The sequence below is a fragment of the Mesorhizobium sp. M0037 genome (assembly GCF_040323635.1).
Taxonomy (GTDB): Bacteria; Pseudomonadota; Alphaproteobacteria; order Rhizobiales; family Rhizobiaceae; genus Mesorhizobium.
The window spans coordinates 1-25,194 of record NZ_JAMYVB010000033.1; the positions used below are offsets into that span (position 1 = coordinate 1).

The 25,194-nt window shown below is 61.1% G+C and carries 23 protein-coding genes and 1 pseudogene; 18 read left to right on the forward strand and 6 right to left on the reverse strand.

The window, feature by feature from the left end:
• The first annotated feature begins 351 nt into the window (after nucleotides 1–351).
• From rfbA to NKJ78_RS29800, 14 genes and pseudogenes are all read left to right on the forward strand, one after another.
• A complete protein-coding gene (rfbA, locus tag NKJ78_RS29735) occupies nucleotides 352–1,233 on the forward strand; it encodes a glucose-1-phosphate thymidylyltransferase RfbA (protein WP_023738506.1) in 882 nt (293 codons plus the stop codon).
• A 1-nt stretch (nucleotide 1,234) separates the two neighbouring features.
• A complete protein-coding gene (gene rfbC / locus NKJ78_RS29740; protein WP_023687179.1) occupies nucleotides 1,235–1,789 on the forward strand; it encodes a dTDP-4-dehydrorhamnose 3,5-epimerase in 555 nt (184 codons plus the stop codon).
• 25 nt (nucleotides 1,790–1,814) lie between these two features.
• A complete protein-coding gene (gene rfbB, locus NKJ78_RS29745; protein ID WP_023738507.1) occupies nucleotides 1,815–2,909 on the forward strand; it encodes a dTDP-glucose 4,6-dehydratase in 1,095 nt (364 codons plus the stop codon).
• Nucleotides 2,906–3,835: a dTDP-4-dehydrorhamnose reductase gene (gene rfbD / locus NKJ78_RS29750; RefSeq protein WP_023738508.1), complete on the forward strand. Its 930-nt coding sequence runs from the start codon at nucleotides 2,906–2,908 to the stop codon at nucleotides 3,833–3,835. Before rfbB ends, rfbD begins: the two co-directional genes overlap by 4 nt.
• A gap of 124 nt (nucleotides 3,836–3,959) precedes the next feature.
• Complete coding sequence (locus NKJ78_RS29755) at nucleotides 3,960–4,694, forward strand: ABC transporter permease (protein ID WP_245260410.1); 735 nt, start codon at nucleotides 3,960–3,962, stop codon at nucleotides 4,692–4,694.
• Nucleotides 4,695–4,730: 36 nt separating this feature from the next.
• Nucleotides 4,731–5,456, forward strand: coding sequence for an ABC transporter ATP-binding protein (locus NKJ78_RS29760; protein WP_023687183.1), 726 nt, complete (start codon nucleotides 4,731–4,733; stop codon nucleotides 5,454–5,456).
• Nucleotides 5,456–6,925, forward strand: coding sequence for a rhamnosyltransferase WsaF family glycosyltransferase (locus NKJ78_RS29765; RefSeq protein ID WP_023738510.1), 1,470 nt, complete (start codon nucleotides 5,456–5,458; stop codon nucleotides 6,923–6,925). The genes NKJ78_RS29760 and NKJ78_RS29765 overlap by 1 nt, the downstream gene beginning before the upstream one ends.
• Before the next feature lie 82 nt (nucleotides 6,926–7,007).
• On the forward strand, nucleotides 7,008–7,673 hold the full coding sequence (locus NKJ78_RS29770; RefSeq protein ID WP_023738511.1) for a sulfotransferase: 666 nt from the start codon (nucleotides 7,008–7,010) through the stop codon (nucleotides 7,671–7,673).
• Between the two features lie 87 nt (nucleotides 7,674–7,760).
• Complete coding sequence (locus NKJ78_RS29775) at nucleotides 7,761–8,429, forward strand: sulfotransferase domain-containing protein (protein WP_156929809.1); 669 nt, start codon at nucleotides 7,761–7,763, stop codon at nucleotides 8,427–8,429.
• Between the two features lie 219 nt (nucleotides 8,430–8,648).
• A pseudogene (locus NKJ78_RS29780) lies at nucleotides 8,649–9,398 on the forward strand (sulfatase-like hydrolase/transferase); the annotation flags it as partial.
• Complete coding sequence (locus tag NKJ78_RS29785; protein WP_031253479.1) at nucleotides 9,395–9,796, forward strand: sulfatase/phosphatase domain-containing protein; 402 nt, start codon at nucleotides 9,395–9,397, stop codon at nucleotides 9,794–9,796. The pseudogene NKJ78_RS29780 and the gene NKJ78_RS29785, both read left to right, overlap by 4 nt.
• Nucleotides 9,797–10,026: 230 nt before the next feature.
• Nucleotides 10,027–12,015 (forward strand): SDR family NAD(P)-dependent oxidoreductase, encoded by a 1,989-nt coding sequence (locus NKJ78_RS29790; protein ID WP_352459693.1) that lies wholly within the window; start codon nucleotides 10,027–10,029, stop codon nucleotides 12,013–12,015.
• A gap of 138 nt (nucleotides 12,016–12,153) precedes the next feature.
• Nucleotides 12,154–13,086, forward strand: a complete 933-nt coding sequence (locus NKJ78_RS29795) for a glycosyltransferase family 2 protein (protein ID WP_352459692.1) — start codon at nucleotides 12,154–12,156, stop codon at nucleotides 13,084–13,086.
• Nucleotides 13,087–13,103: 17 nt separating this feature from the next.
• On the forward strand, nucleotides 13,104–13,643 hold the full coding sequence (locus tag NKJ78_RS29800; RefSeq protein WP_352459691.1) for a sugar transferase: 540 nt from the start codon (nucleotides 13,104–13,106) through the stop codon (nucleotides 13,641–13,643).
• Here NKJ78_RS29800 and NKJ78_RS29805 read toward each other — a convergent pair.
• On the reverse strand, nucleotides 13,631–14,566 hold the full coding sequence (locus NKJ78_RS29805; RefSeq protein ID WP_023670715.1) for an NAD-dependent epimerase/dehydratase family protein: 936 nt from the start codon (nucleotides 14,564–14,566) through the stop codon (nucleotides 13,631–13,633). The genes NKJ78_RS29800 and NKJ78_RS29805 overlap by 13 nt on opposite strands.
• A complete protein-coding gene (locus tag NKJ78_RS29810) occupies nucleotides 14,563–15,855 on the reverse strand; it encodes an O-antigen ligase family protein (protein ID WP_352459690.1) in 1,293 nt (430 codons plus the stop codon). The genes NKJ78_RS29805 and NKJ78_RS29810 overlap by 4 nt, the downstream gene beginning before the upstream one ends.
• A 415-nt stretch (nucleotides 15,856–16,270) precedes the next feature.
• On the opposite strand from NKJ78_RS29810, the gene cysD reads away from it, so the two are divergent.
• Genes cysD through cysQ form a run of 3 tightly spaced genes read left to right on the forward strand, consistent with a single transcriptional unit; the run spans nucleotide 16,271 to nucleotide 19,915 of the window.
• Entirely contained in the window at nucleotides 16,271–17,176 is a 906-nt protein-coding gene (gene cysD, locus NKJ78_RS29815; protein WP_352459689.1) for a sulfate adenylyltransferase subunit CysD, read from the forward strand.
• Between the two features lie 2 nt (nucleotides 17,177–17,178).
• Complete coding sequence (gene cysN / locus NKJ78_RS29820; protein WP_352459688.1) at nucleotides 17,179–19,116, forward strand: sulfate adenylyltransferase subunit CysN; 1,938 nt, start codon at nucleotides 17,179–17,181, stop codon at nucleotides 19,114–19,116.
• Between the two features lie 10 nt (nucleotides 19,117–19,126).
• On the forward strand, nucleotides 19,127–19,915 hold the full coding sequence (cysQ, locus tag NKJ78_RS29825; RefSeq protein ID WP_352459697.1) for a 3'(2'),5'-bisphosphate nucleotidase CysQ: 789 nt from the start codon (nucleotides 19,127–19,129) through the stop codon (nucleotides 19,913–19,915).
• Between the two features lies 1 nt (nucleotide 19,916).
• Here the strand turns inward: cysQ and NKJ78_RS29830 are convergent, their stop codons facing one another.
• The 4 genes from NKJ78_RS29830 to NKJ78_RS29845 form a co-directional block, all read right to left on the reverse strand.
• Nucleotides 19,917–21,059 carry a DegT/DnrJ/EryC1/StrS family aminotransferase gene (locus tag NKJ78_RS29830; protein WP_023698144.1) on the reverse strand — a complete coding sequence of 381 codons (1,143 nt, stop codon included), beginning with the start codon at nucleotides 21,057–21,059 and terminating at the stop codon, nucleotides 19,917–19,919.
• Between the two features lie 296 nt (nucleotides 21,060–21,355).
• Entirely contained in the window at nucleotides 21,356–22,279 is a 924-nt protein-coding gene (locus tag NKJ78_RS29835; protein WP_023708422.1) for a carbohydrate kinase family protein, read from the reverse strand.
• Nucleotides 22,276–22,722, reverse strand: coding sequence for an RbsD/FucU family protein (locus NKJ78_RS29840; RefSeq protein ID WP_023698145.1), 447 nt, complete (start codon nucleotides 22,720–22,722; stop codon nucleotides 22,276–22,278). Before NKJ78_RS29840 ends, NKJ78_RS29835 begins: the two co-directional genes overlap by 4 nt.
• Complete coding sequence (locus NKJ78_RS29845; protein ID WP_352459687.1) at nucleotides 22,723–23,949, reverse strand: ROK family transcriptional regulator; 1,227 nt, start codon at nucleotides 23,947–23,949, stop codon at nucleotides 22,723–22,725. It lies immediately after the preceding gene.
• A gap of 264 nt (nucleotides 23,950–24,213) precedes the next feature.
• Here NKJ78_RS29845 and NKJ78_RS29850 point away from each other — a divergent pair, with 264 nt between their 5' ends.
• The gene (locus tag NKJ78_RS29850) at nucleotides 24,214–25,191 is read left to right on the forward strand and encodes a sugar ABC transporter substrate-binding protein (protein WP_081725578.1); all 978 of its coding nucleotides are present in this window, start codon (nucleotides 24,214–24,216) and stop codon (nucleotides 25,189–25,191) included.
• Nucleotides 25,192–25,194: the final 3 nt, after the last annotated feature.

The following is a 25,194-nucleotide window of genomic DNA, read 5'->3' on the forward strand; positions in this document are numbered from 1 at the left end:
CCCGGGTGTTTTCTCCACGGGTGGCGCCGCCCCCCTGCGTGGGCCGGGTTATTTGGGGCCGCCTCCCCAACCCCCCTACAACCCCCCCCCACAACATCCGCGGGCGGCAAAACGCCCCGCCGGCTTTTTTATTGTTGTGCATCCAAAAGGATGGCGGGACGCCGGTTTGCCAAATCGCCGCATCTATTGCAGCGTCAGCCTGTGCTGGTCGGTCAATTGCCGCGAGGCGGCAGATGCAGAGCAATTCTGGCGCCGATCCACGGCCGAGATTGAATTGACAAGCCATTGCGCGAAACCTAAGCACGGGCAACTTGATTTCGAGGCGGGGGCCGGTAATTCAAGGAGAGCTTGTTGAAGGGAATAATCCTTGCAGGAGGCAGCGGGACGCGTCTGTATCCCCTTACATTAGCGATCTCTAAGCAGATTCTGCCGATATACGACAAGCCGATGATTTTTTATCCGCTGAGCGTCTTGATGCTCGCCGGTATCCGCCAGATTTTGATCATTTCGACACCTCGCGACTTGCCGGTGTTTCGGGAGTTGCTGGGCGACGGTTCGGAATTCGGGGTCGAATTCTCCTATGCCGAGCAGGCGCAGCCCAACGGGCTTGCCGAGGCCTTCATCATCGGCCGCGACTTCATCGGCAAGGATAATGTGTCGATGATTCTCGGCGACAACATCTATTTCGGCGAGGGCCTGTCGCAGCTCTGCCGCACTGCTGCGCAGCGCCAAAGCGGCGCGTCGGTGTTCGCCTACCATGTCGAGGACCCGCAGCGCTACGGCGTGGTGTCGTTCGACAAGCTCAGCGGCACGGCTTTGACGATCGAGGAGAAGCCGCGGGAGCCGAAGTCCAACTGGGCGGTCACCGGCCTCTATTTCTACGACAATGAGGTCGTCGACATCGCGTCGACGATCAAGCCCTCGGCGCGTGGCGAACTCGAGATCACGGCGGTCAACAACGTCTATCTCGAGCGCGGGAAATTGCACGTGCATCAGCTCGGCCGCGGCTATGCCTGGCTCGACACCGGCACGCATGACAGCCTGCATGAAGCCTCTTCCTTCGTGCGCACGATCGAGCACCGCCAGGGGATCAAGGTCGCCTGTCCTGAAGAAATCGCCTTCGAGCAGGGCTGGCTGACCGCCGACAAGGTGCTTGAGCGCGCCACGCGCCTGGGCAAGAACGAATACGCCGCCTATCTGCGCCGGCGTGTCGCCGGGCTGACGGAGACATAGAGTGCTGGAAGTCAGGCAACTCGGTTTGGACGGCGTGCTGGAAATCGTGCCGAAGCGGCACGGCGATGCGCGCGGTTATTTCATCGAAACCTGGAATGCCGAGGCCTTTGCCGAGGCCGGCATCGATCTGCGTTTCGTCCAGGACAATCATTCCTATTCGGCTGCCGCAGGTGTCGTGCGGGGGCTTCACTATCAATTGCCTCCACGCGCGCAGGACAAGTTGCTGCGTGTGATCCGAGGCAAGATTCTCGACGTGGCGGTCGACATCCGCCGCAGCTCGAAAACCTTCGGCAAATGGGTCGCGCTCGAAATATCGGCCGAGAGAGGCAACCAGATCCTGGTGCCGAAGGGTTTCGCGCACGGTTTCGTCACGCTCGTGCCGGACACCGAGGTTCTGTATAAGGTCACCGACACCTATTCGCCGGCGCATGATCGATCGATCCGTTTCGACGATCCTGATATCGGCATCGATTGGCCGTCGCCGGCCGGCGCCTTCGAGCTCTCGGCCAAGGACCTCAAGGCGTCGGCGCTTGCTGAGGCCGAGGTGTTCGCATGACGCGCGACGATGTGAGGAGAGCGCCATGAATTTTCTGGTGACAGGCGGTGCCGGCTTCATCGGCTCGGCGGTGTGCCGGCATTTGTGCGCCAATCCGGCCTACCATGTGACCAATCTCGACAAGCTTACCTATGCCGGCAATCTCGCCTCGCTGCGCACCATCGAGAATGCGCACAACTACAAATTTGCGCAGGCCGACATCTGTGACGAGCGGGCGGTTCTCGACATCCTCCACCGCGACGAGATCGACGTCGTCATGAACCTCGCCGCCGAAAGCCATGTCGACCGCTCGATCGACGGACCGGGCGCCTTCATCGAGACCAACATCGTCGGCACCTACCGGGTGCTGAATTCGGCGCTCGAATATTGGCGTGGCCTTGGCGACGACAGGAAAGCCCGCTTCCGCTTCCACCATGTGTCGACCGATGAGGTGTTCGGCGATCTGCCTTTCGACGGCGGCATGTTCGTCGAGGAAACGCCTTACGCGCCGTCCTCGCCCTATTCTGCCACCAAGGCGGCGTCGGACCATCTGGTGCGGGCCTGGCACGAGACGTACGGCCTGCCGGTGGTGCTCTCCAACTGCTCGAACAATTACGGCCCGTATCACTTTCCCGAAAAGCTGATCCCTCTGGTGATCCTCAACGCGCTCGATGAAAAGTCGCTGCCGGTCTACGGCGTCGGCGCCAACGTGCGCGACTGGCTGTTCGTCGAGGATCATGCGCGCGCTCTGGAACTGGTCGCCACAAAGGGCCAGCCCGGCGAAAGTTACAATGTCGGCGGCAATTCCGAGCGTACCAACCTTGGCGTCGTCGAGACGATCTGCGGCCTGCTCGATATCAGGCGTCCGCGCAGCGGGGGCCGGAGCTACCGCGATCTTATCAGCTTCGTCACCGATCGGCCCGGCCATGACCGCCGCTATGCCATCGACGCCTCCAAGATCAGCCGGGATCTCGGCTGGGCGCCGGCGGAGAGTTTCGACAGCGGCCTTGCAAGAACCGTCGACTGGTTCCTCGACAACAAATGGTGGTGGGGGCCGATCCGCGAGCAGCGCTATGCCGGCGAACGGCTGGGGCAAGTCCAGCCCCGGGGCCATGTCGAAGGCAGGAAGGGCGCGGCGTGAGACTAGTTGTCACCGGACGCGACGGTCAGGTCGCCAGCAGCCTGCTGGAGGCCGGGCAGAGGCGCGATGGCATCGAGGTCGTCACCCTCGGCCGCCCAGTGCTCGATCTGGCGCGGCCCGATACGGTCTTCGACGCACTCGCGGCAGCGCGGCCGGATATCGTGGTGTCGGCTGCCGCCTACACCGCCGTCGACCAGGCCGAGGACGAGCCCGATCTTGCCTTCGCTGTGAACGCCGTCGGCGCCGGCAAGGTCGCCGAGGCGGCCGCGAAGCTCGGCGTGCCCGTAATCCATCTGTCGACCGACTACGTCTTCGATGGCACCAAGGACGGCGCCTATGTCGAGACCGACGCCACCGCACCGCTCGGCGTCTACGGCGCCTCCAAGCTTGCCGGCGAGCTGGCCGTGGCCGCCGTCAATCCGCGCCATCTGATCCTGCGCACCGCCTGGGTCTACAGCCCGTTCGGCAAGAATTTCGTGAAAACCATGCTGCGGCTGGCCGGCGACCGCGGCGAGATCGCCGTGGTCGCCGACCAATGGGGAAATCCGACATCCGCACTTGATATTGCCGACGCGATCCTGCATGCGGCGGCGGTGTTGCGCGGCGACGACAGCTTCGACGGCTATGGGATCTACCATCTCGCCGGAGCCGGAGACGTCAACTGGAGCGGCTTTGCACGCCACATTCTGGAGGCAAGCCTGTCACATGGCGGGCCGTATGCTGCGGTACGGGATATTACGGCGCGCGACTACCCGACCAAAGCGCGTCGCCCGGCTAATTCGCGTCTTTCGACGCAAAAATTCACAGCCGCATTCGGATCGGAGGCACAGGGGTGGCAGCAATCGACGGGGCTTGTGGTGCGCCGCATCTTGCAAGCCCAGCCGGCAGCATGGAAAGACGTAGCGATTGTGTCTGTTAAGCGATGAAACAGCTTGTCGCTATCTTTATGTCGGCCGAGTCGCCATATCGCGGCGCCTTCATGCCTGTCGCGGAAATTACCAAGCCTGAGCAAGTTACACTGAAGGAAGTATCATAATGTCGGGTGTATCAATGGTTTGGCTTCGGCTCGCGCAGTTTGACATACGGCTTCGTTACCGAAATTCGACTTTCGGGCCTTTCTGGATTACGCTGAACACGGCAATATTTGCCCTTTCAGTTGGGCTTCTATATGCTGTCTTGTTTAAGCAGCCTATCAGGGAGTTCATACATCACTTGGCTACGAGTGTAGTCTTGTGGCAATTCCTATCTGGAGCAATAATTGAAGGTTCGGAAACTTTAATTGGATCTCACGATCTTCTTCTAAATACGAAGATCTCGCCGGCCTCATGCATATTTCGTTGTGTCTCTAAGAACATAATAATATTGATGCACAATGTGCTAATTATACTCATAACTCTAATTATTGCCTATCCGAACTCCGGCTTGAACATACCAATGTTCATCGTCGGAACCGCGCTGTTGGCTGCCCATGCCGCCTGGATATCGACCATCGTAGCGATTGTTTCTGTGCGATACAGAGACGTTCCGCTGATCACCGCTGCCGTTATGCAGCTTCTGTTCATGCTTTCGCCGATTATCTGGACGGCAAAGGTTCTCCCTACCAGCTCTCCGTTCCTGGTCTACAATCCTGTCGCCTACATCATCGATGCAGCGCGAACTCCACTGATGAGCGACGGCACCGACTACATGAGCGTGCTCGTGTCCGCCATTATTGCCGGCGTGGGGAGCATCGCCGCCTATCTTCTCTATCGAAGGACGGAGCACCGAATTCCGTACTGGCTTTGAATTCTGACGCCGTCACACAATTGTATTGGAAGCCCCATGTCACCGCCATCCATTCATCTGAGCGACGTCACCGTCCGAATTCCGGTCTGGTCCGCTCCGGCAAATCGTTCTCTCAAGCAAGCCGCGCTCCGTTTCACCACGGGCGGGCGTTTGCTGGCCGGTGACTCCGGCCGTTTCGAAGTCGCGGCTCTCGATGGCGTGTCGCTCGATCTTAAACCCGGCACCCGGCTGGGGCTGAGCGGGCACAACGGTGCTGGCAAGACGACACTGTTGCGCGTCTTGGCAGGCATTCTCAAACCCACCAGCGGGACAGCTGTCATCAACGGGGACTCGGCCGTTCTGATAACGCCCTCCATGGGTTTATCTCCCGAACTCACGGGCCGAGAGTTCATCCGGCTTCAGAGCCTCATGACCGGTATCGCCCCCCGTGAAATCGAGCGCCAGACCGAATCGATTATCGAGTTCTCGGAACTGGGCGATTTCATAAATTTGCCGGTACGCACCTACTCGTCCGGCATGCAGACACGGCTGTCGTTTTCGGTTGTCACCGCATATCCGACCGATATCGTGCTTCTTGACGAAGGGCTGGGCACGGGCGACGCGTCATTTCAAAAGAAGGCCAGAGAGAGAATGGAGCATTGGCTCAACAATGCCGCCATCGTCGTGCTGGCATCGCATTCCGATGCCCTGATCCGGTCGATGTGCAGTTCCGCGGTGTTTCTCGAGAAAGGTCGCGTCGTGAGAGAGGAGACCTTTGGCTAATGCGTCGTCAGCTGACTGCAACGCTCGCCGGCGCCGGCGCCCGAATCTTCGGGCACCAGGATTTGAAACAATCCTACCATAAGGTCTTCGACCCCGACGTTCCCCTGCAAAGCTATAGGGGCAGGCTTGCCTATTGGTGCATGTCGGCGGCGCACCGCCTTGGCTTCCTCTCCGACCTGCAACTGTCCTACCTGTCGCAGCTGCCGCTCGTCCCGGCGGTCGCTCCGCCAAACCATGTCTATGATCACGAGTTCTTGAACCTGCGGCTGAATCGAATCTACGACATGCCGGACGTCGAGATAGATGAGCGCCGGCCGCAGACGATCAATGTCCTGGTTCCTGCTTTCGACTTCAAATCGATCTCGGCCGGGTTCTTCGGCGTCTTCCAGATGGCGCTGTTCTTGCGCAAGACGGGTATCAATGTTCGCCTCGTCCTATTTGATAATTTCTATTTCAATATCGCCGACTTCAGAGAAAAGGTTTTGAAATACCCCGGTATGGAGGGTGTCTTCGACGAACTCGAAGTCGAGTATATCGGCGAGAGGCGGAAACCGCTTGCTATATCGCGCTTCGACTATGCCGTGGCGACCGTTTGGTATTCAGCCTATTTTGCAGAGAAGATTACAGCGCGCACAGAGAGCAAGAAGTTTATATACCTGATACAGGACTATGAGGCTGTATTTTATCCAGCAAATAGTCTATATGCCGTTGCAGATCGTACATACGCGATGGACTACGACGCGATATTTTCAAGCGAAAGCCTTATGAAGTTCTTCATTTCGAATGATGTCGGCGGCATAAGGTCTCGCGGCATGTCGCATACGTTTTTCAACAACGCCTGCTCGTCCAATCTCCTGCCCAAGGACATGTTCATCCAACGCAATCTTGCAAAGAAAAAGAGGACGATCGTCTTCTATTCTCGGCCGGTGGTGGATCGGAATATGTTCGAACTTACAGCGTTAGCTCTTACGACGGCCTTCAGGCGGGGCATTTTCGACCCCGAGGAATGGGATTGCGTGGGCATGGGCTTGGGAGAAGGTGTTGTCGAGTTGCAGCCCGGGGTTCGATCGGTTTCGTTGCCAAGGATGGACCTCAGCAAATACATCGAGGAGGTCTCGGGTTTTGATATCTGTCTCACGCTGATGGCTTCTCCGCATCCGAGCATGATCCCGATGGATCTGGCCGGATCCGGCTGTGTCGTTGTGACAAATACCTTCAAGACAAAAACTGATGATTATTTGAAGGGCCTCAGCGGAAATATCATCCCGGCTGCTTCGGAATTGAATGAAATCGTTTCAGCTTTGGAGCTGGCAAAGTCGAGGAGCGGCGACCTGGAGCAGAGGTACAGATTTGCCAAGGCAATGAAGTATCCGCGGGATTGGGACCAGTCGCTCACTGCCAAACATCTGAATTTCTTCAAGCGTCGCCTGCAGGTTCGCGCGGAAAAAGCAGCAACCGGCAAACAATAACCGTCATGAATTTTTTCGATTGCCGGCGCCGCGATCGGGGCGACTGCGAACATTGGGACACTAGGAGCGTAAGACGGTGGCGATGGCTACATCACACAAGGCGGTCAGACTCGCGTTGCCGCGGGGGCCACGAACCCTGATAGTGGTCGGATGTGGCCGGGGCGGCACAAGCCTCGTCGCCGGTGCGGCCATAATCCTGGGTGTGCCCATGGGATCGTCACCCGCTTCCATCATCCATGAGGATATGGAGCTCGTTTATGCGGCCCAGGGTCGGGACATCGATGGCCGCCTGATCGATGGTTCGGCAGATAATGGCTTGAAGAAGCTGGAAGAGATCATCGAGGCGAGAAATGATGCCAATGATCTATGGGGTTGGAAAGATCCGTCTGCCGATCTTTACCTCGGGGCGATAGCGGAGGTCGTGAGGAACCCGTTCATCGTGTTCGTCAACCGCGACATGGCTGCGGTCGCCCAGTCCGAAGTCAAGCAGATGCAGTCCTCGATCGAGCAAGCCTATGACCTGGCGCTGATCAGGTACAGCAGATATTGGGAATTGCTGCAGCGATTGCAGTGGCCGACGCTCCTTGTAAGCTATGAGCGTTCGCTGTTGAACCCGGAGTTACTGTTGTGCGAGATCGCAGATTTTATTGGACTTGACCCCCCCAGCGAAAGACAGCGTGATTTCATCAAGCAGTTCGCTTCCGGGCGGGATTATCAGCAACTGGACTTGGCAAACGCCGCTGTCTAGGCTTCCTTGATGGCTTGCCGGGCACTTTCGTCGGGGGGCGAGAGACAGTGGTGACAAGGACGTAACTTTGGCATGGGGGCGCATGCATTGGACCAGCCTGTGTTGGGTTTCATCGTTGGTGGGGTGCAGAAGTCCGGCACGACCAGCCTGTTCGGCTATCTCAGGCAACACCCACAGCTGGCGACGCCGTCCGTTAAGGAGATGCATTTCTTTGACGACGAGACGCAGAACTGGACGGAGCCGGACTATCGCAAATTGGGAAGCTTTTTTTCCGACGATGCTGGGAGAGGCATCGGATTTGACGTGACCCCGATCTATCTCTTCTGGCCGCCATCGCTGGAACGGATAAAGCGATACAATCCCGCAATGAAGCTTGTCTTCATTTTTCGCGATCCGATCGAGCGAGCGTGGTCGCAATGGCGTATGGAGACCGGTAACCGGTCGGAGCATCTGCCTTTTCACCTGGCGATCCGGCAAGGCCGCTGGCGACTAAAGGGGTTGGATCAGACCGATCCGGCATGGCGTGTGTATAGCTGTGTCGAACGGGGCTTTTACGCACGCCAACTACGCCGGCTATTTGCCTTGTTCCCGAGGGAGAACGTTCTGCTCCTGCGTTCACTGGATTTGTTGAGGGATCACCAACCTACGCTGGATGCCGTTGCTGGGTTCCTTTCCATCCAACCGTTTCTCCCCCTTGCTCCGCGAACAGATCATCTTGGGAGACGATGTGAGAACGAGCTTCGACCGGAGGCGTAACCTATTTGCGCGAGATTTTTTACGATGACATCGTCGAATTCTCCCGACTTTCGGGGCTGTCGGTTTCCGACTGGCCGACTATTGATTCGGGCTTGGCGGTAGAAGGCTGATGGAGCGACCCAACATCCTCTTCATCGTGGCTGACGACCTCAATTCCTGGATTGCGCCGTTGGGCCGCCATCCGGACGTCAAGACGCCTGACACGCGTCGCGTGGAACGACGTTTCTGCGCGCCTACTGCACGGCGCCCTATTGCAATGCCAGCCGGATGTCCGTGTTTACCGGATGCCTGCCGACGACAACGGGTGTCTATCAGAACGAGCCATTCTGGGAGGCGCCGCTGCGCAGGGTCACACTGCTCGAGCGCCTGCGCGAGGCCGGGTATTTCTGCATGGGTGCGGGGAAAGTGTTCCATGGCAGTTTCGACTACGCCGATGCAGGGCGCAACAGGACGCCGTCGGCAAGATGGAGCGACATCGAGAACCGCCCAGCCTTGTGGGACGAATTCCATACGACCGCCGCCGAGCCGATGCCGTTGCATCGGCCGCTCAACCGCATGTTTGATTTTGATGATTTCCCGAACGTAGCGTCGATAAATCATCACTTCGATTGGGGCGCCATCGAATCCGCTCGCGAGCCGGAGATGCCCGATTTCAAGACTGCGGACGCGGTTTGCGCCTTCCTGCAAAAACCGCACGAGCAGCCATTCCTTTGCGCGACGGGTTTCTACAAGCCGCATTTGCCCTGGTACGTACCGCAACCATTCCTTGATCTTTATCCTCTCGACAAGGTCAGCCTGCCCTTTGTCAAGAATGACGACCTTGACGACGTTCCCGCCATCGCAAAGGCTTGGGCTCTGTCGCCGCCTGACCACGAGACCGTCCTGAACCACGGGCAATGGCGCAACGCCGTCCAAGGCCTATCTCGGGGCCATCTCCTACTGCGACACTCAGATTGGACGTGTGCTTGACGCACAACGGGTTCCACCTGGGCGACAAGCTGCACTGGCGGAAATTCGTGCTGTGGGAGGAAGCAACGCGATTGCCCTTCATTCTGGTGCCGCCACGAGGTATGGCGACATCGGCTCGCGTCGACCAGCCAGTCAGTCTGGTCAACTTGTTTCCTACGCTTCTTGATCTTTGCGGGTTCGAGCCACCGGCGGACATAGACGTCCGTTCACTCATGCCTTTGGCGCGGGGTGGCAAAATGGAAGACCATTGTGCGATCATGACATGGTTGCGCGGCAATCATTCTGTGCGGTCAAGCCGCTGGCGCTACACGCGCTACTCCGACTTGTCGGAAGAACTCTATGATTTGAGCGCCGACCCCTATGAGGTGGAACAATCTGGCCGGCGGCGCCCGCTTTGAGCAAATGCGCATGGATCTCGGTGCGCGCCTCCCGCCCGATCGTCTGGATTGAAGGTCAGCCAAGGGAATTTCCAAAAAAATATCTGGCGATGACTACAACTCCACGCTATGCGATACAAAGCGGCGGGGCTGGGGATTGGCACTCTAAACAGGTGATCGGTGACGGGTTTCCGTCGCTCTCGCACTACGTTAGTGTCCAAGTCCTTGCGCCTGGAGTTCAGTACTACCCAATGACATCCTATGTAGAGGTCGTGTCCGGACTTCGGCCGAAGATGCGGCGCGCCATTATAATGATCCAGGATCTGGTCATGGTCCTGGTCGCGGTGGCGCTGAGTCTGGGGCTTTCTCAGTCGAGACTTTCATTCGACGCGCTCTCCACGGCCGGCCTGGCGTGCTGGGCAAGTATTGTTTTTCTCAGCCATATGCTGTTTCGCTATTGCGGCCTCTACAACACCGTGTGGCGTTTCGCCTCCACGCCGGACTTCTTCAACATCCTGAAGAGCTGCGCCATCCTGACCGTCACGCTCTATGTCGTCTCGCTGGCGGTTCGATCGTTTCAGCCGGTGACCGGCCTCAACGAGCGCCAGTTCATCGTCTTTTTCCTCGTCTCCTTCACCATCATATCGGCGCCTCGGCTCTATTACCGGTTCCTGCGCGACGGGGCGAGCTGGCGAATCCTGAGCCGCAACGCAAACAATGCGGCGATCAAACAAGCGCTGTTCGTCGGCAGGCTTGGCGAAGCAGACGTCATCATCCGCTTCACACGCACGGCCGAGCCGGCCGAATATTCCATCGCCGGCATCATGGCCATCGAGAACGGCGCGCCGTTGGGCACGCAGATACAGGGCGTTCCGGTGGTGGCCGTGCGGCCCCGCCTGGTCGAGGTCCTCGAAGAATATGCAAGAGGCACCAAAAGCCTCGACATGCTGATTTTCGGCAATGGCACCGAACGCGAGATCGAGGAATATTCGGAACTGGTCCGTGTCGCCCGTCACAGCGGTATCGCCGTCGTCCAATTCTCCGGCGTTTCGGAGCTCGGCCAAGGCGGAAAGCTGGTACTCGACGCTGTCGAGATGGAAACCATCCTGCGCCGCTCCACAGTTGCTTCCGATATGGAGCGGATCGGCGGCTTTATCGGTGGCAAGCGCGTCCTGGTCACCGGCGGCGCCGGCTCAATCGGTCGCATCCTGGTCAAGCGGTCGCTGGAACTTGGCGCGCAGGCGGTTCTGGTCGCCGATATCTCGGAGTTCGGTATTTTCCAGCTCGACCAGCAGGTTGACGAAAAGGACCATGTCCGGCTCAAGAGCCGCATCGTCGATGTCACAGACCGGCGCCAGATCACCCGCGTCGTCAGCGATTTCAAGCCCGACATCATCTTCCATGCCGCCGCGCTCAAACATGTGCCGCTGCTCGAAGAAAATTGGGAATCGGCGATCCAGACCAACATTTTGGGCACCCTCGTCTGCGCCGAGGTTGCCGCTAAATGCGGGGTGCCGCAGTTCCTGCTGATTTCCAGCGATAAGGCGGTCGATCCGACCTCGGTGCTCGGTATGACGAAACGCGCCGCCGAGCAGATCGTCTCTTCGCTGCACGAAACGCACGCCACCGGGCCCAGCGGCCGTCGCTCCGGCACCAAGTTCATCGCCGTGCGGTTCGGCAATGTCTTCGGCTCCAATGGCTCGGTCGCCACCATCTTCCAGGCGCAGATCGAGGCCGGCGGTCCGGTCACCATCACCGATCGCCGCATGACCCGCTACTTCATGACGGTGGCCGAAGCCGTCGACCTCGTCATCATGTCGGCGGCCGACGCCGAGCGGCGCCAGGGCAAGGACGACTACGCCATCTACATGCTCGACATGGGCAAGCCGGTGCCGATCCTCGAAGTCGCTGAAACCATGATCCGCATGGCCGGCAAAAGCCCCTACACCGACATTCCGATCCGTTTCACCGGGATCAGGCCGGGCGAGAAGCTTCACGAGGTGCTGCATGGCGGCAATGAGGAGATCGTCGCGCTGGATATCCCCAAGATCTTCGGCCTCAGGACCGATGTCGTGGGATGGCCCAAGGTCCAGGCGGCGCTGACATTGCTGCAGGCGGCCATGCGCGATCAGGACAAGGCCTCGGCGCTCGCCGTCATGGCCGGCCTCTCTCAGGCGGAAGAGCCTCCAAGTGACGCACGCCGGGAAACCGTTGCGAAAACAGTCGGGCAAGCTGGTTAGAGCAATTCCAGAAAAAGTGTGGAGCGGTTTTCCGTCCGGGATTGCGTCAAAACAAAGAGCCTGTCCTGATCGACCGGGATTGGCTATTGAAACCGATCCGATGGCCGTTCCCAGGCGTTTGCAGATGATTTTGAACCAGTGAGCAGACAAGATCAGCGCGTGGCCGTGCTGCTGGGCACCAAAGATGGCGCGGCTTTCCTTGACGAGCAGCTCGCGTCGCTGGCTGCGCAATCGCATCCTGTTGTCGACCTCTGGGTTTCCGACGACGGTTCGACAGACGGCACTTCGGCCATTATCGGCGCCTGGCAGAGCCGCTGGTCCAAGGGCCGGTTGACCCTGTCGAATGGTCCTCGCCAAGGCTTTGCCGCCAATTTCCGCGCGATGATCATCGATCCGCGCATCGAGGCCGACTACTACGCCTTCTGCGACCAGGACGACATCTGGGAGCCGGACAGGCTGGAGAGCGCCATTGCCTGGATGCAAGGGCACGACGCCGGAACGCCGCTGCTGTTTTGCTCCAGAACCGCAACCATGTCCGAAACCGGAGCAGCGCAAGGGTATTCGCCGCTGTTCCAGCATCCACCCGCATTTCGCAATGCGCTTGTGCAAAGCATTGCCGGCGGCAACACGATGATGATCAACCGCGCCGCGCGAAAGTTGCTGGCAAAGGCATCGGCAAGGACCGAGTTCGTCAGCCATGACTGGTGGACCTATCTGATCGTCACGGCTGCCGGCGGCATTGTCCGCTATGACCCGCGACCGCTGGTGCGCTACCGCCAGCATGAGGCAAACTTGGTCGGCGCCAACGTGTCGTGGAAGGCGAGGCTGTCGCGGCTGGGGCGCCTGTTCAGGGGCGAGTTCGCCGTCTGGACCGATCACAATCTGAGCGGCCTGGCGGTCAATCGCGACATCCTCTCGAGGGATGCCGCCGCCTGTCTCGGCCTGTTCACCAGGGCACGAAAGGGCGGTATCCTGCGACGCCTGCGCCTTCTCAGGAAAAGCGGCGTCTACCGGCAGACGCTGGCTGGGACGCTTGGGCTCTATCTGGCCTTCATCTGGCGGCGGATCTAGAGCATGCAGACACGGCCATGAGGGAACCCAAGCGAGCTTTCGACCTGGCGGTGGCGGCGCTGCTGCTGCCACTGGCCTCGCCTTTCGTCCTGCTTGCCATGCTGGCAATCAGGACGACGTCGCCTGGACCGGCACTCTTCTCTCAAACCCGTGTCGGCCAGCACGGGGTGCCGTTTGCCTGCCACAAGCTGCGCACGATGGTTGTGGGAACGCCGTCTCTGCCCTCGCATCAGGCGCCGGCAATTTCCGTCACTGCCGTCGGCAAGGTGCTGCGGAAATTCAAGATCGACGAGCTGCCGCAGCTCTGGAACGTGCTCAAGGGCGAGATGAGCCTGGTTGGGCCGCGTCCATGCCTGCCCACGCAAACCGAGTTGGTCGACCGCCGCAGGCAATTGGGTGTGCTTGCCGCACTTCCGGGCATTACCGGGCTGGCACAGATGAAAGGCATCGACATGTCGGATCCGAAACTCTGCGCCGAAACGGATGCCGAATATCTCAGGGGGGCCTCGATCGGACTCGACGTCAAAATCCTGCTTGGCACAATCTACCGGACCTGACGGGCCTGTCGTGCAAGTTCCTCAATCCGGCCGAGCGTGTCGGTTTCCGGCATCCAGCCTTCCGAGATCAGCAGTGACGGGTCGCAAATCTGTGTCGCCATGGAAGCGTCGTACGCTGCTTTTCTGCCAAGCAGTGTGGCGAACAGCCTGAATGGCCAGGCCGGCACAGGAACGAGCCGGGTCGGAACGTCGTATCCGTGCCTGAATGCAGTCAAGATTTCGAACATCGCAACGGGGGAAGCATCGCCCAGGACATAGGTCGGGCGCGGTGGCGTGGGACGAGTCAAAAGATGCGCCACGGCGCCAGCCACCGCGTCGCGCGATATCAGCGAACGAACTGCGGTGAAAGCGCCTAAGGGCAATGGTAAGGCAATGGCGGCAGCCCGCATCATTCCACGCAGGTTTCCCTTCATGCCTTCGCCATAGACCGGCGGCAGGCGCAGCGCCGTGGCATCGGAGGGCCTGGACGCATAGGCTTCCAGTGTCTTGATCTCGCCTTCGCGTTTCGAGCGCCCGTAGGCGCATTGCGGGGCAGGGAGCGTCGCCTCGCTGATCGTTCCGCTGAAACCAGGACCGGCTACTGCCCGGATCGACGACAGATAGATGAAGCGCCCGCTTGTCCGCGAGGCGGCCGCGCGCGCCAGCTGCGCGGTCAGTGTCGCGTTGGCTGCCATGAAGTCGGCTTCGCTCGCCTTGCGGTCATTGTTGAGCGCCGCACAGTGGACGACATGGGTGATATCTCGCATCAGCGCCTGGTATGCCTGAGCCGGTGCGTCGAAGTCCGGCAACAAAACCGCATCGCTCACGGGATCGAGCCGTTCCGGGTGGCGCGATGCCATGCGCACCCCGAACCCGGCTTCGCGCAGCTGGTTGACGACCTGCCTGCCGATGAAACCCGTCGCGCCTGTGACCAGCACTTTCACGGCCGTCTTGCCTGGGGCGCCGGGGCCGGTGCCTGTTGTTCCGGCAGCATTTGTTGCCGGCCCGATGCAAGATATGTCCCGGACACCAGGAACACCATCAGTGTGGCATCGAGGATGTCGTGGCCGACCAGGATGCCGGTCAGGCCGCCGATGAGGTAGGTGATCGCAGTGACGACAATCATCGTGGCGCCGAACCGCTCGATCGCGTCCGTGCTGGTGCGCAGCACGATGGCCGCGTTTCTCGCGGCAACGAAGAACACAGCCGCGAGCGTTACGGCTCCAAGCAGCCCGGCCTCCACCAATGCAGTCAGGAAGCCATTGTGAAAATGGCTGAAGCCCGTGGACGGCATGTGGAACTGATTGTGGAATCCATCCTTTATCAGCTCACGGCTTGCAGCAATGCCGTGACCGAAAATCGGCATGTCGTGGAAGGCGCTCAGCCCAATCTGCCAAAGTGCTGCGCGCAAGCCGAGCGCGGTCGTGTGGTCGCCCTTCGTGGCGAGCGCATCCCAGTCGCTGAACAGGAAGGCCGCGCGCTCGGAAATGATGGGGAGACCAATGACCGCGATGACGATGCCGATCGCGCCCGCAATCAGCAAAAGCCGAATGGCGTTTCTGTTGTTGAGCTTGCGACGGTTGATCAGCAGGACCGCGATGCCGGCCACCAGCATCGCCAGCCAGATGATCCGCGCCCCCGAATAGACAATGGCGACCGCGCCGGCCAGTGTCGCGCAGGCCAGCAACGCCCTGTTCTTTTCGACACCCGATAAGGCGCCTGCCAGGCACATCATCATGCTGAGGCAGGCGACGGTCGCGAACACGATCGGATTGCCGGCGCCTCCTTCGGCCCGTATGCCCAGCCCGTGATATTGCACGACCGCCAGCAGCAGGGCGCCAAAACAGGCGGCGGCGCTCGCCAGCACGACGATGCGCGTCAGCGTGGTTTTCTCGGTAATGCTCCAGGTCGCGTATGAGACAGGGAAAAACAGGAAGGTGATCAGCCCTGCCAGATGCGGCGCATCCCTGGCGATCGAATTGTTGACGATGGAGGCGAGCACGCTGGCTGCGCAATAGGCATAGATGGCCACCGTCATCGCGGTCATCGGCCGGTCGATGTTGAAACGCCGTCTTTTCAGCGCAAGCAGAAGCACCGACCACAGGCCGCCGCCATTGAACAAAAAGCTGACCGCCGATCCCAGTACCGGCGGGAAAAAGAAGCACAAAATGGAGAAGGTGACGTTGATCCGTGACGGCGAAACGTGCTGCTTGATGGCGGAGATCGGGGTCAATGCTCTGGTTCACAATGCGCTGGGTCGCGTGGCGACGGACAATGTTTGGCGGCGGCATTTGCGGCATGCCGCCCGGCCCAGGTTCAGGAGCCGGTATAGCGGCTGGGTGCGGTTTTCGAAAGTGCGACGAGGTCGGGCCGGCGTTTCTTTCGGTCCAGGCAAGATTTTTCCCGGACCTTTGAATGCTATCGCTCCGTCGGGCAGGAATTTTCGGATTCTAGGCTTTTCATGGAAAATTCGTTGCCGATCGGTGTGGCCGCCGGCCTTTCCAGCGTTGTTATATCAGGTGGCGATCTGCTAGAACGCCGGCACGAACCGATAGTGTCCAGCAGTGAAGCTTGAACCGGGCGGCTGAAAAGGACGCCCGATCCATCTGATGCAAGGTCTGGATTGCACGAGAGAACGCTCACAGTCCATGAACATCGCGCTTACGCACCTGCAGCGGCTCGAGGCCGAGTCCATCCACATCTTCCGTGAGGTTGCCGCCTCCTTCTCCAAGCCGGTGATGCTCTATTCCGTCGGCAAGGATTCCTCCGTGCTGATGCATCTGGCGATGAAGGCCTTCTATCCGGCCAAGCCGCCTTTCCCCTTCCTGCATGTCGACACCACCTGGAAGTTCCGCGAGATGATCGCCTTTCGCGACCAGATGGCGCAGAAGCTCGGCTTCGACCTGCTGGTCCACGTCAATGAAGACGGCGTGCGCGACGGTATCAACCCCTTTGACCATGGCTCGAACACCCACACCCATGTCATGAAGACGGTGGCGTTGCGCCAGGCGCTCGACAAATACGGCTTTGACGCTGCCTTCGGCGGGGCTCGGCGCGACGAGGAGAAGTCGCGCGCCAAGGAGCGCATCTTTTCCTTCCGCAACGCCCAGCATGTCTGGGACCCGAAGAACCAGCGGCCGGAGATGTGGAAGATCTTCAACACCCGCATCGCGTCGGGCGAATCGATCCGCGTGTTTCCGCTGTCGAACTGGACCGAGCTCGATATCTGGCAGTACATTCTGCAGGAAAACATCCCGATCGTGCCGCTCTATTTCGCCAAGGAGCGGCCGGTGGTCGAACGCGACGGCATGCTGATCATGAAGGATGACGATCGCATGCAATTGCGCCCCGGTGAGACGATGGAGAACCGTCTGGTGCGTTTCCGCACGCTCGGCTGTTATCCGCTGACCGGCGCCATCGAATCCGACGCCGACACGCTCGAAGCCATCGTCGGCGAGATGCTGACGGCGCGCACCTCCGAGCGCCAGGGCCGCCTCATCGACCGCGATGAAGCCGGCTCGATGGAAAAGAAGAAGCGCGAGGGATATTTCTGAGCATGCGCCATATCCTGGCCAAGAGCCTCGCTCCCACCGACGGCGTGCGCGAATACATGGCGGCGCAGGAGAAGAAGTCGCTGCTGCGCTTCCTCACCTGCGGCTCGGTCGACGACGGCAAGTCGACGCTGATCGGCCGTCTTCTGTCCGACACAAAGCAGATCTTCGAGGACCAGCTCGCCGCACTCGAGCGCGATTCCCGCAAGCACGGCACCACTGGCGACGACATCGACTTCGCGCTTCTGGTCGACGGCCTCGAGGCCGAGCGCGAGCAAGGCATCACCATCGACGTCGCCTACCGCTTCTTCGCCACGCCCAAGCGCAAGTTCATCGTCGCCGACACCCCCGGCCATGAACAGTACACCCGCAACATGGCGACCGGCGCATCGACTGCCGATCTCGCCATCGTGCTGATCGATGCGCGCCAGGGTGTGCTGCGCCAGACCCGGCGCCACTCGATCATCGCTTCGCTGCTCGGCATCCGCCATATCGTGCTTGCCGTCAACAAGATCGACCTCGTCGATTTCGACCAGGCGGTGTTCGACCGTATCGTCGAGGATTACCGGCAGTTCTCGCACGAGCTCGGCTTCCAGACGATCGTGCCGATCCCGATGTCGGCCCGCTATGGCGACAATGTCACCAGCCGCTCCGGCAAGACGGCGTGGTATTCCGGACCGTCCCTGATCGAGCATCTCGAAACCATATCGGTCGACGAGGCCGCGGTCGAACTGCCGTTCCGGTTTCCGGTGCAGTATGTCAACCGGCCCAATCTCGACTTCCGCGGCTTTGCCGGCACCATCGCGTCCGGCTCCGTCGCGCAGGGCGACGAGGTGGTGGTCGCCAAATCCGGCAAGGCCTCGCGAGTCAAGCGCATCGTCGCGCAAGGCGGCGATCTTGCCCAGGCGGTGGCCGGCCATGCCATCACCCTTGTGCTCGATGACGAGGTCGAGGTCTCCAGAGGCAACATGCTGGTGTCGCCGGCGGCACGGCCGCAGGTCGCCGACCAGTTCGCCGCCAACATCGTCTGGTTCGACGAGGCAGCGCTGCTGCCGGGACGCTCCTATATACTGCGCACCGAGACGGACCAGACCAGCGCCACCGTCACCGACCTGAAATACCGCGTCAACGTCAACGACTTCGCTCGCGAGGCGGCGAAGTCGCTCGAGATGAACGAAGTCGGCATCTGCAATATCTCGACCCGGGCGCCGATCGCCTTCGACACCTTCGCCGACAACCGCGATACCGGCGCCTTCATCCTGATCGACCGCATCACCAATGCCACGGTCGGCGCCGGCATGATCCTGCATTCCTTGCGCCGCGCCGAAAACATCCATTGGCAGTCGCTCGATGTCGGCAAGCGCGGCCGCTCCGACCTCAAGAGCCAGCGCCCCGCCGTATTCTGGTTCACCGGTCTTTCCGGCTCGGGCAAGTCGACCATCGCCAATCTGCTTGAGAAGAAGCTGTTCGCTTCGGGGCGTCACACTTACATTCTTGACGGCGACAATGTCCGCCACGGCCTCAACCGCGATCTCGGCTTCACCGACGCCGATCGGGTCGAAAACATCCGCCGTGTCGCCGAAGTGGCAAAGCTGATGGCCGATGCCGGGCTGATCGTCATCGTCTCCTTCATTTCCCCCTTCAGCGCCGAGCGGCGCATGGCCAGGGAGTTGATGGCCGACGGCGAGTTCGTCGAAGTGTTCGTCGATACGCCGTTCGAGGAATGCGCCCGACGCGACCCGAAAGGCCTTTACGCACGGGCGCTGAATGGCGAGATCAAGAACTTCACCGGCGTCGATTCCCCGTATGAAGCTCCCGAAAATCCCGAAATCCATCTCAAGACACTCGGCAAGACGGCCGAGGAGATGGTAGAGGCTCTGGAACACTGGCTGAATGAGCGCGACATTGCCGAAGACCAATATGACAGCGGCGGCGGCATCTGACGACGAAGTGATGCTCGACGTGTTCGAGCGCCTGGCGCTCGAAGCCGGACGCGAGGTGATGCGGGTCTTCAAGGCCGGCTGCGCGGTCGACAGCAAGTCGGACTCCTCGCCGGTCACGGAAGCCGACCGCGAGAGCGAGACGATCATCCTCGCCGGCCTGCGTGCGGCCTATCCCGATGTTCCCTGCGTGGCCGAGGAAGAGGTCGCCGAAGGCATTGTGCCGCCCGATCTGGATGGCGCCTTCTTCCTGATCGATCCGCTCGATGGAACGAAGGAATTCGTCAACCGCCGGACCGATTTCACCGTCAACATCGCGCTTGTCCGGCACGGCGTGCCGGAGATCGGCGTCGTCTTCGCACCGTGCAGCGGGCGGTTCTTCTCTGGACGGCCGGGCTGGGCCGAAGCAATCGAGGTCGATGGCGACTTCCGTATCGTCGGCCGCCGGCGGATTTCGGTTAGGAGGGCGGTCACGCCGCTGGCGGTCGTTGCCAGCCGCTCGCACAACACCCCGGAGACCGAAGCCTTCATCAAGGATCTCGGCGCCGCCGAGATCGTCTCGGTCGGCTCATCGCTGAAATTCTGCCTGCTCGCCGCAGCCGAAGCCGACATCTATCCGCGCTTCGGCCGCACCATGGAATGGGACACGGCGGCCGGCGACGCCGTACTGCGCGCCGCCGGCGGCATGACGCGCACGCTGGACGGCGAGCCGCTCACCTATGGCAAGCGCAAACAGAGCGACGACGAGGATTTCGCCAACCCGCATTTTATTGCGAGCGGGAAGGCGGCGGACGCGGCGTAACTTACGCCGCCGCTACATGCGCCGAGTTCGAGCCAATGTAGTTGCGGATCGTCTCGATGATGCGGTCCTGGTCGGCTTCGCTGAGATAGGGATGCATCGGCAGGCACAGGATGCGCTTCGGCAGTTCCTCCGAAACCGCAAGCCCGGTCGGCGTGCGCGGATAGTCGCGATAGGCGACCTGCTCGTGCAGCGGCTTCACATAATAGATCACCGAAGGGATGCCCTTTTCGCCGAGATGCGCCCTCAACCCGTCGCGCTTCGGCGTCTCGATGGCGTATTGCGCCCAGGCCGAGCGGCCACCGCCCAGATTGCGTGACGCCTTGACGATGTCGCCGAGACCTTCGGCGTAGCGCTTGGCCACCACCTGGCGGGCGACCATCTCGTCTTCGAGGATGGCGAGTTTCTCGATCAGGATCGCCGCCTGGATCGTGTCGAGGCGTGAATTGATGCCGACGCGGACATTGTCATACTGCGTCTCGCCCTTACCGTGGAACGCAAACGAGCGCAGCTGGTCGGCCAGCGCGTCGTCATTGGTGAACATCGCGCCGCCATCGCCGTAGCAGCCCAGCGGCTTGGCCGGATAGAAGCTGGTCGAGCCGACATGGCCGAAGGCGCCGCACATTGTGCCGTCGGCCGAACCGCCGATCGACTGCGCCGCATCCTCGATCACCAGCAGCCCTTCGCGCTTGGCAATCGCCATGATCGCCTCGTAGTCGGCGGCAAGCCCGAACAGGTCGACGGGAATGATCGCCTTCGGCTTCAGCCGGCCTTCCTTCTTGATCATGGCGATCGCCGCCTCGAGGCTGGCGATGTCGATGTTGTAGGTCTCGGCGTCGACATCGACGAACACTGGTTCGGCCTTGGCAAGCGCCACCACTTCCGCCGTCGCAGCGAAAGTAAAGCTCGGCACGAACACCGCGTCGCCGGGGCCGATACCGGCGGCAAACAGTGGCAACAGCAGCGCGTCGGTGCCGTTGGCGCAGGCCACGACATGCTTGGTGCCGATATAGGCTGCGAGCTTGTTTTCGAATTCGGTGACTTGCGGCCCTAGGATATAGCGGCCTTCCTCGACGACATTGTCGATCGCGGCCTTCAGCCGGTCGCGGATACGTTCGCGCTGCGCGCCAAGATCGATGAACTGCATGTCGGCCTCAAAACGGTGTGGTGCGGGCTGCCCGGGGACAATGACACGCACAGAAACAACAACTTAACCGGGCCGCTGGTACCAGAGTTGGGCCGGTCTAGAAAGCCGGACCGGCCGCGGGACGGGTTGTCTAGGTGTCGCAGCCTGTTACTTCAGGCTTTCCCTCCATTGCCGCAAGATGCCGGAAATCCGGGCTTCGCCGCCTATTAATCCGGCTAATTCAGTGCGTCTTTCCGGCTCGCGGAAACATAAAGTGATCGGCTGCTTGCAGCGGCTGGCGGCGGACTAAGCGTGGATCAGGCGATTTCGTGCCGCCAGGGCGGGTTGGCGCCGGCCCGCGACACGGTCACCGCCGCCGCTTTGGCGCCGAGGGCCAGCGCCTGACGGATGGCGTCCTCCGAAAGGCCGCCGATCCCGGCCTTGGTGAGCAGGCCTTGCTCGTGCAGCGAGGCCAGAATGCCGGCATTGAAAGTGTCGCCGGCGCCGACCGTGTCGACCACCTCCACCTTATGCGGCATCACCGTGACCTTGTGATCCCTGCTGTAGCCGACTGCGCCTTCGCTGCCATGGGTGACGACGATCAGCTTGGGGCCCCGATCGAGCCAATTGCGGATGACGTCCTCATGCGAGCCGGCCTCGCCGAACCAGTGCAGATCCTCATCCGATAGCTTCACGATGTCGGCCATCGCCATCATCGAGCGGATGCGCCGGAGGTGCTTGGCTTTGTCGGGGATGAAGTTCGGCCGGATGTTGGGGTCGAGCATCATGACGCGGCGTTGGTGCTCGCGTTTCATGAATTCTTCGTAGGCAGCACCCGCCGGATCCGAAATCAGGCTGATGGCGCCAAACAGCATGGCTTCGATCTCGGCGCCCAGTTTCGGCAGATCCTCTGTCGTCAGCATGCGCCCGGCGGTGTTTTCGTCGTAGAAAGTGTAGGTCGCCTGGCCGTTGGTGAGCCGCACGAAGGCGAGCGTGGTCGGGCGAGGGGAGGTGTGCGCATAGGTGGAGCTGACCTTGCTTGCGCCGAGCGCCTCGCGGAACTGGCCGCCGAACAGATCCGACGACAGGCCGGAAAAGAAGCCGGCGGGCGCGCCGAGGCGGCCAAGCGCGATCGCCGTGTTGAACACCGCGCCGCCGACATAGGGCGCAAAGGCCGGCTCGCCCTGTGTCGTGGTGCGCGGCAGCATGTCGATCAGGGCTTCGCCGCAGCAGAGGATCATGATTTCTTGTTCTCCGGCGGATAGATCACGCCCTTGCGGATGATGATGTTGGCATAGAGCCGGGGTTCGCTGGTGGCGACGATCGCATATGCCGACCGGACGCGTGCATAGAAGTCGGCGCCCGCCAGCGCAACCACCTTGCGGCCCGGCGCGCGCCTGGTGCAGATCGCCTCGATCTCGAGGTGGACCGGATCTGCAACCGAGGGATCGCCTTTGACCGAGGCACGAAACAGCGCTTCCGGCACGAAATCATCCACCGGCAGAACGCTCAAAATGGCGTCAAGCACCGGTATGAGGTGAAGACCGTCGGCGCGGATCAGCCGGTTTGCCTGTTCTTCCGCCGGATAGTTGCCGTCGACAAGCGCGATCTCGTCGCCATGGCCCATGGCGCGCAATGTCGCCAGAAGCTCCGGACCGAGCAGCGACGGAATACCGATCAGCATTCAGGTGCTCCGGGAAATGGTGGTCGAACCGATGAGGAAGCGTTCGGACAGCGGCAGGCTGGCGCCGCCCAGCGCCCGGGCATGGATGCCGACGGTGCCTTCGCGCACCACCGGAAGCTTCAGGCCTTCGCCGTCAATGGTGCCGATCGCCTGCCTGACGGCATCGACGAGCCGGCGGCGTACGGCGAGCGGCATCCAGCCATCGATCACCGCGGCCTCGAAATCGATCACCGAGGACGCCGCGACAATGGCGTAGGCAAGCGCCTGCGAGGCGGTGGCAATCCAGTCGTCCAGATCGGCGCCGATCTCGCCCCATTCCTGCGGCGAGGTCCAGAGATAGGAGCCGTCAATGCCGCGTGCGTTAAGCGCCTTTTCCAGCATGGCGATCGAGGCGACGTCGATGAGCTGCGTCGGCTTGCCGTCTGGTCCCGGCACCGGCATCGAACCCAGCGCCCCGGCATTTCCGGTTGGCCCGCCGAACAGCCGGCCGTTGAGCACGATGCCGCCGCCGGCAAAGGCGCCGATATAGAAATAGACGAAGTCGCGCGCGCCGCCGGTCTGGCCGAACACCAGTTCGGCGCCGCAGGCGGAGGTGGCGTCATTCTGCAGATAGACCGGGAATTCGCACTGCGCCTGGATGTCGGCACGGATGTCGCGATGGCGCCATTCGTCCATGATGTCGCGCGGCGCGCCGGCGGTGTCGGCCCAGTTCCACAGTTCGAACGGCATGGCGATGCCTAGCCCGGCAATGCGCTTGTCCTGCGCAGGTGTCAGTTCGGCGCGCATCGTCTTCATGCCTTCGGTGACGAACTCAACCGTCTCGCGCGGCGCCGGATAGCGGTAGGAGTGCTGCAGCATGGAACGCACAGTTCCGAGGAAATCGATCAGCACCAGTTCGGCGCTGCGGCGGCCGATCTTGAGGCCGATGAAGAAGGCGCCTTCGGGGTTCAGCGCCATCGGGATGGAGGGCTGGCCGATCTTGCCGCGCAACGGCGCCTGGCGCAGCAGCAGGCTGTCTTCCTCCAGTTCGCGCATGATGACCGAGACGGTCTGCGCTGAAAGCCCGGTCATGCGCGCAATGTCTGATTTGGCCAAGCTGCCGTGCTGGCGAACCAACGACAGCACCAGCCGCTCATTGTGGTCGCGCATGCCGCTCTGGTTGGTGCCACGGTGGAGACGGCTGGCGGCCGCCTCGGGCGAACCGTGCCTCGCAATGCCGGTCTCCACCCTTGTTCCTTCCCTTGGTTTATTCTTGCTGCTTTTGCGGCAGAATGAGTGAACCGCGCAAAGCTGTCAATAATAAATAAGAGTGATTTAATTATTGACAGGCGGCTCCCGCTGGTGTCATTTGAGGGCGCGTCCACACTGGGAGAACTTCAGTGGATGCGCTCGAGATGCCGGTTGGCGGCATCCGCATGGTTCCATGGGAGGAAGATCGTGACCAAAGCTTTATTGAAGTCCACCGTGTTCGCCGCGGCGGGCCTCGGCCTGATGGCGTTTGCTTCGACAGCATCGGCCGCCGGCGTCGGCGCCTGCCTGATCACCAAGACCGACACCAACCCCTTCTTCGTCAAGATGAAGGAGGGCGCGACCGCCAAGGCCAAGGAACTTGGCGTCGACCTCAAGACCTATGCCGGCAAGATCGACGGCGATAGCGAGAGCCAGGTGGCGGCGATCGAAAGCTGCATCGCCGACGGCGCCAAGGGCATCCTGATCACCGCGTCCGACACCAAGGGCATTGTGCCGACGGTGAAGAAGGCGCGTGACGCCGGCCTGCTGGTGATCGCGCTCGATACCCCGCTGGACCCGATCGATGCCGCCGACGCGACCTTCGCGACGGACAATCTGGAAGCCGGCAAGCTGATCGGCGCCTGGGCAGCCGCGACCCTCGGCGACAAGGCCAAGGACGCCAAGATCGGTTTCCTCGACCTGACCCCCTCACAGCCGACCGTGGATGTGCTGCGCGACCAGGGCTTCATGATGGGCTTCGGCATCGACGTGAAGGATCCCAACAAGATCGGCGATGAGGACGATGCCCGCATCGTCGGCCACGACGTCACCAACGGCAATGAAGAAGGCGGCCGCAAGGCGATGGAAAACCTTCTGCAGAAGGACAACTCCATCACCGTCATCCACACCATCAACGAGCCCGCCGCTGTCGGCGCCTACCAGGCGCTCAAGGCGGTCGGTCTCGAAAGCCAGGTGCTGATCGTCTCGGTCGATGGCGGCTGCCCCGGCGTGAAGTCGGTGACCGAAGGCGTCATTGGCGCCACCTCGCAGCAATACCCGCTGCAGATGGCGGCACTCGGCATCGAGGCGATCGCCGCCTTCGCCAAGGACGGCGCCAAGCCGAAGCCGACCGAAGGCAAGAACTTCTTCGACACCGGCGTCAACCTCGTCACCGACAAGCCGGCCAATGGCGTGAAGTCGATCGACACCAAGGAAGGCCTCGCCAAGTGCTGGGGCTGATGG

Bases quoted from the DNA above. Each gene is read 5' to 3' on its own strand.
- cysD (WP_352459689.1), top strand. From the start codon at position 16,271: ATGAACATCGCGCTTACGCACCTGCAGCGGCTCGAGGCCGAGTCCATC.
- NKJ78_RS29765 (WP_023738510.1), top strand. From the start codon at position 5,456: ATGCGTCGTCAGCTGACTGCAACGCTCGCCGGCGCCGGCGCCCGAATC.
- NKJ78_RS29840 (WP_023698145.1), bottom strand. From the start codon at position 22,722: ATGCTGATCGGTATTCCGTCGCTGCTCGGTCCGGAGCTTCTGGCGACA.
- NKJ78_RS29790 (WP_352459693.1), top strand. From the start codon at position 10,027: ATGACATCCTATGTAGAGGTCGTGTCCGGACTTCGGCCGAAGATGCGG.
- NKJ78_RS29770 (WP_023738511.1), top strand. From the start codon at position 7,008: ATGGCTACATCACACAAGGCGGTCAGACTCGCGTTGCCGCGGGGGCCA.
- rfbB (WP_023738507.1), top strand. From the start codon at position 1,815: ATGAATTTTCTGGTGACAGGCGGTGCCGGCTTCATCGGCTCGGCGGTG.
- NKJ78_RS29850 (WP_081725578.1), top strand. From the start codon at position 24,214: ATGGCGTTTGCTTCGACAGCATCGGCCGCCGGCGTCGGCGCCTGCCTG.
- cysN (WP_352459688.1), top strand. From the start codon at position 17,179: ATGCGCCATATCCTGGCCAAGAGCCTCGCTCCCACCGACGGCGTGCGC.
- NKJ78_RS29760 (WP_023687183.1), top strand. From the start codon at position 4,731: ATGTCACCGCCATCCATTCATCTGAGCGACGTCACCGTCCGAATTCCG.
- NKJ78_RS29800 (WP_352459691.1), top strand. From the start codon at position 13,104: ATGAGGGAACCCAAGCGAGCTTTCGACCTGGCGGTGGCGGCGCTGCTG.
- NKJ78_RS29830 (WP_023698144.1), bottom strand. From the start codon at position 21,059: ATGCAGTTCATCGATCTTGGCGCGCAGCGCGAACGTATCCGCGACCGG.
- NKJ78_RS29835 (WP_023708422.1), bottom strand. From the start codon at position 22,279: ATGATCCTCTGCTGCGGCGAAGCCCTGATCGACATGCTGCCGCGCACC.
- NKJ78_RS29755 (WP_245260410.1), top strand. From the start codon at position 3,960: ATGGTTTGGCTTCGGCTCGCGCAGTTTGACATACGGCTTCGTTACCGA.
- cysQ (WP_352459697.1), top strand. From the start codon at position 19,127: ATGCTCGACGTGTTCGAGCGCCTGGCGCTCGAAGCCGGACGCGAGGTG.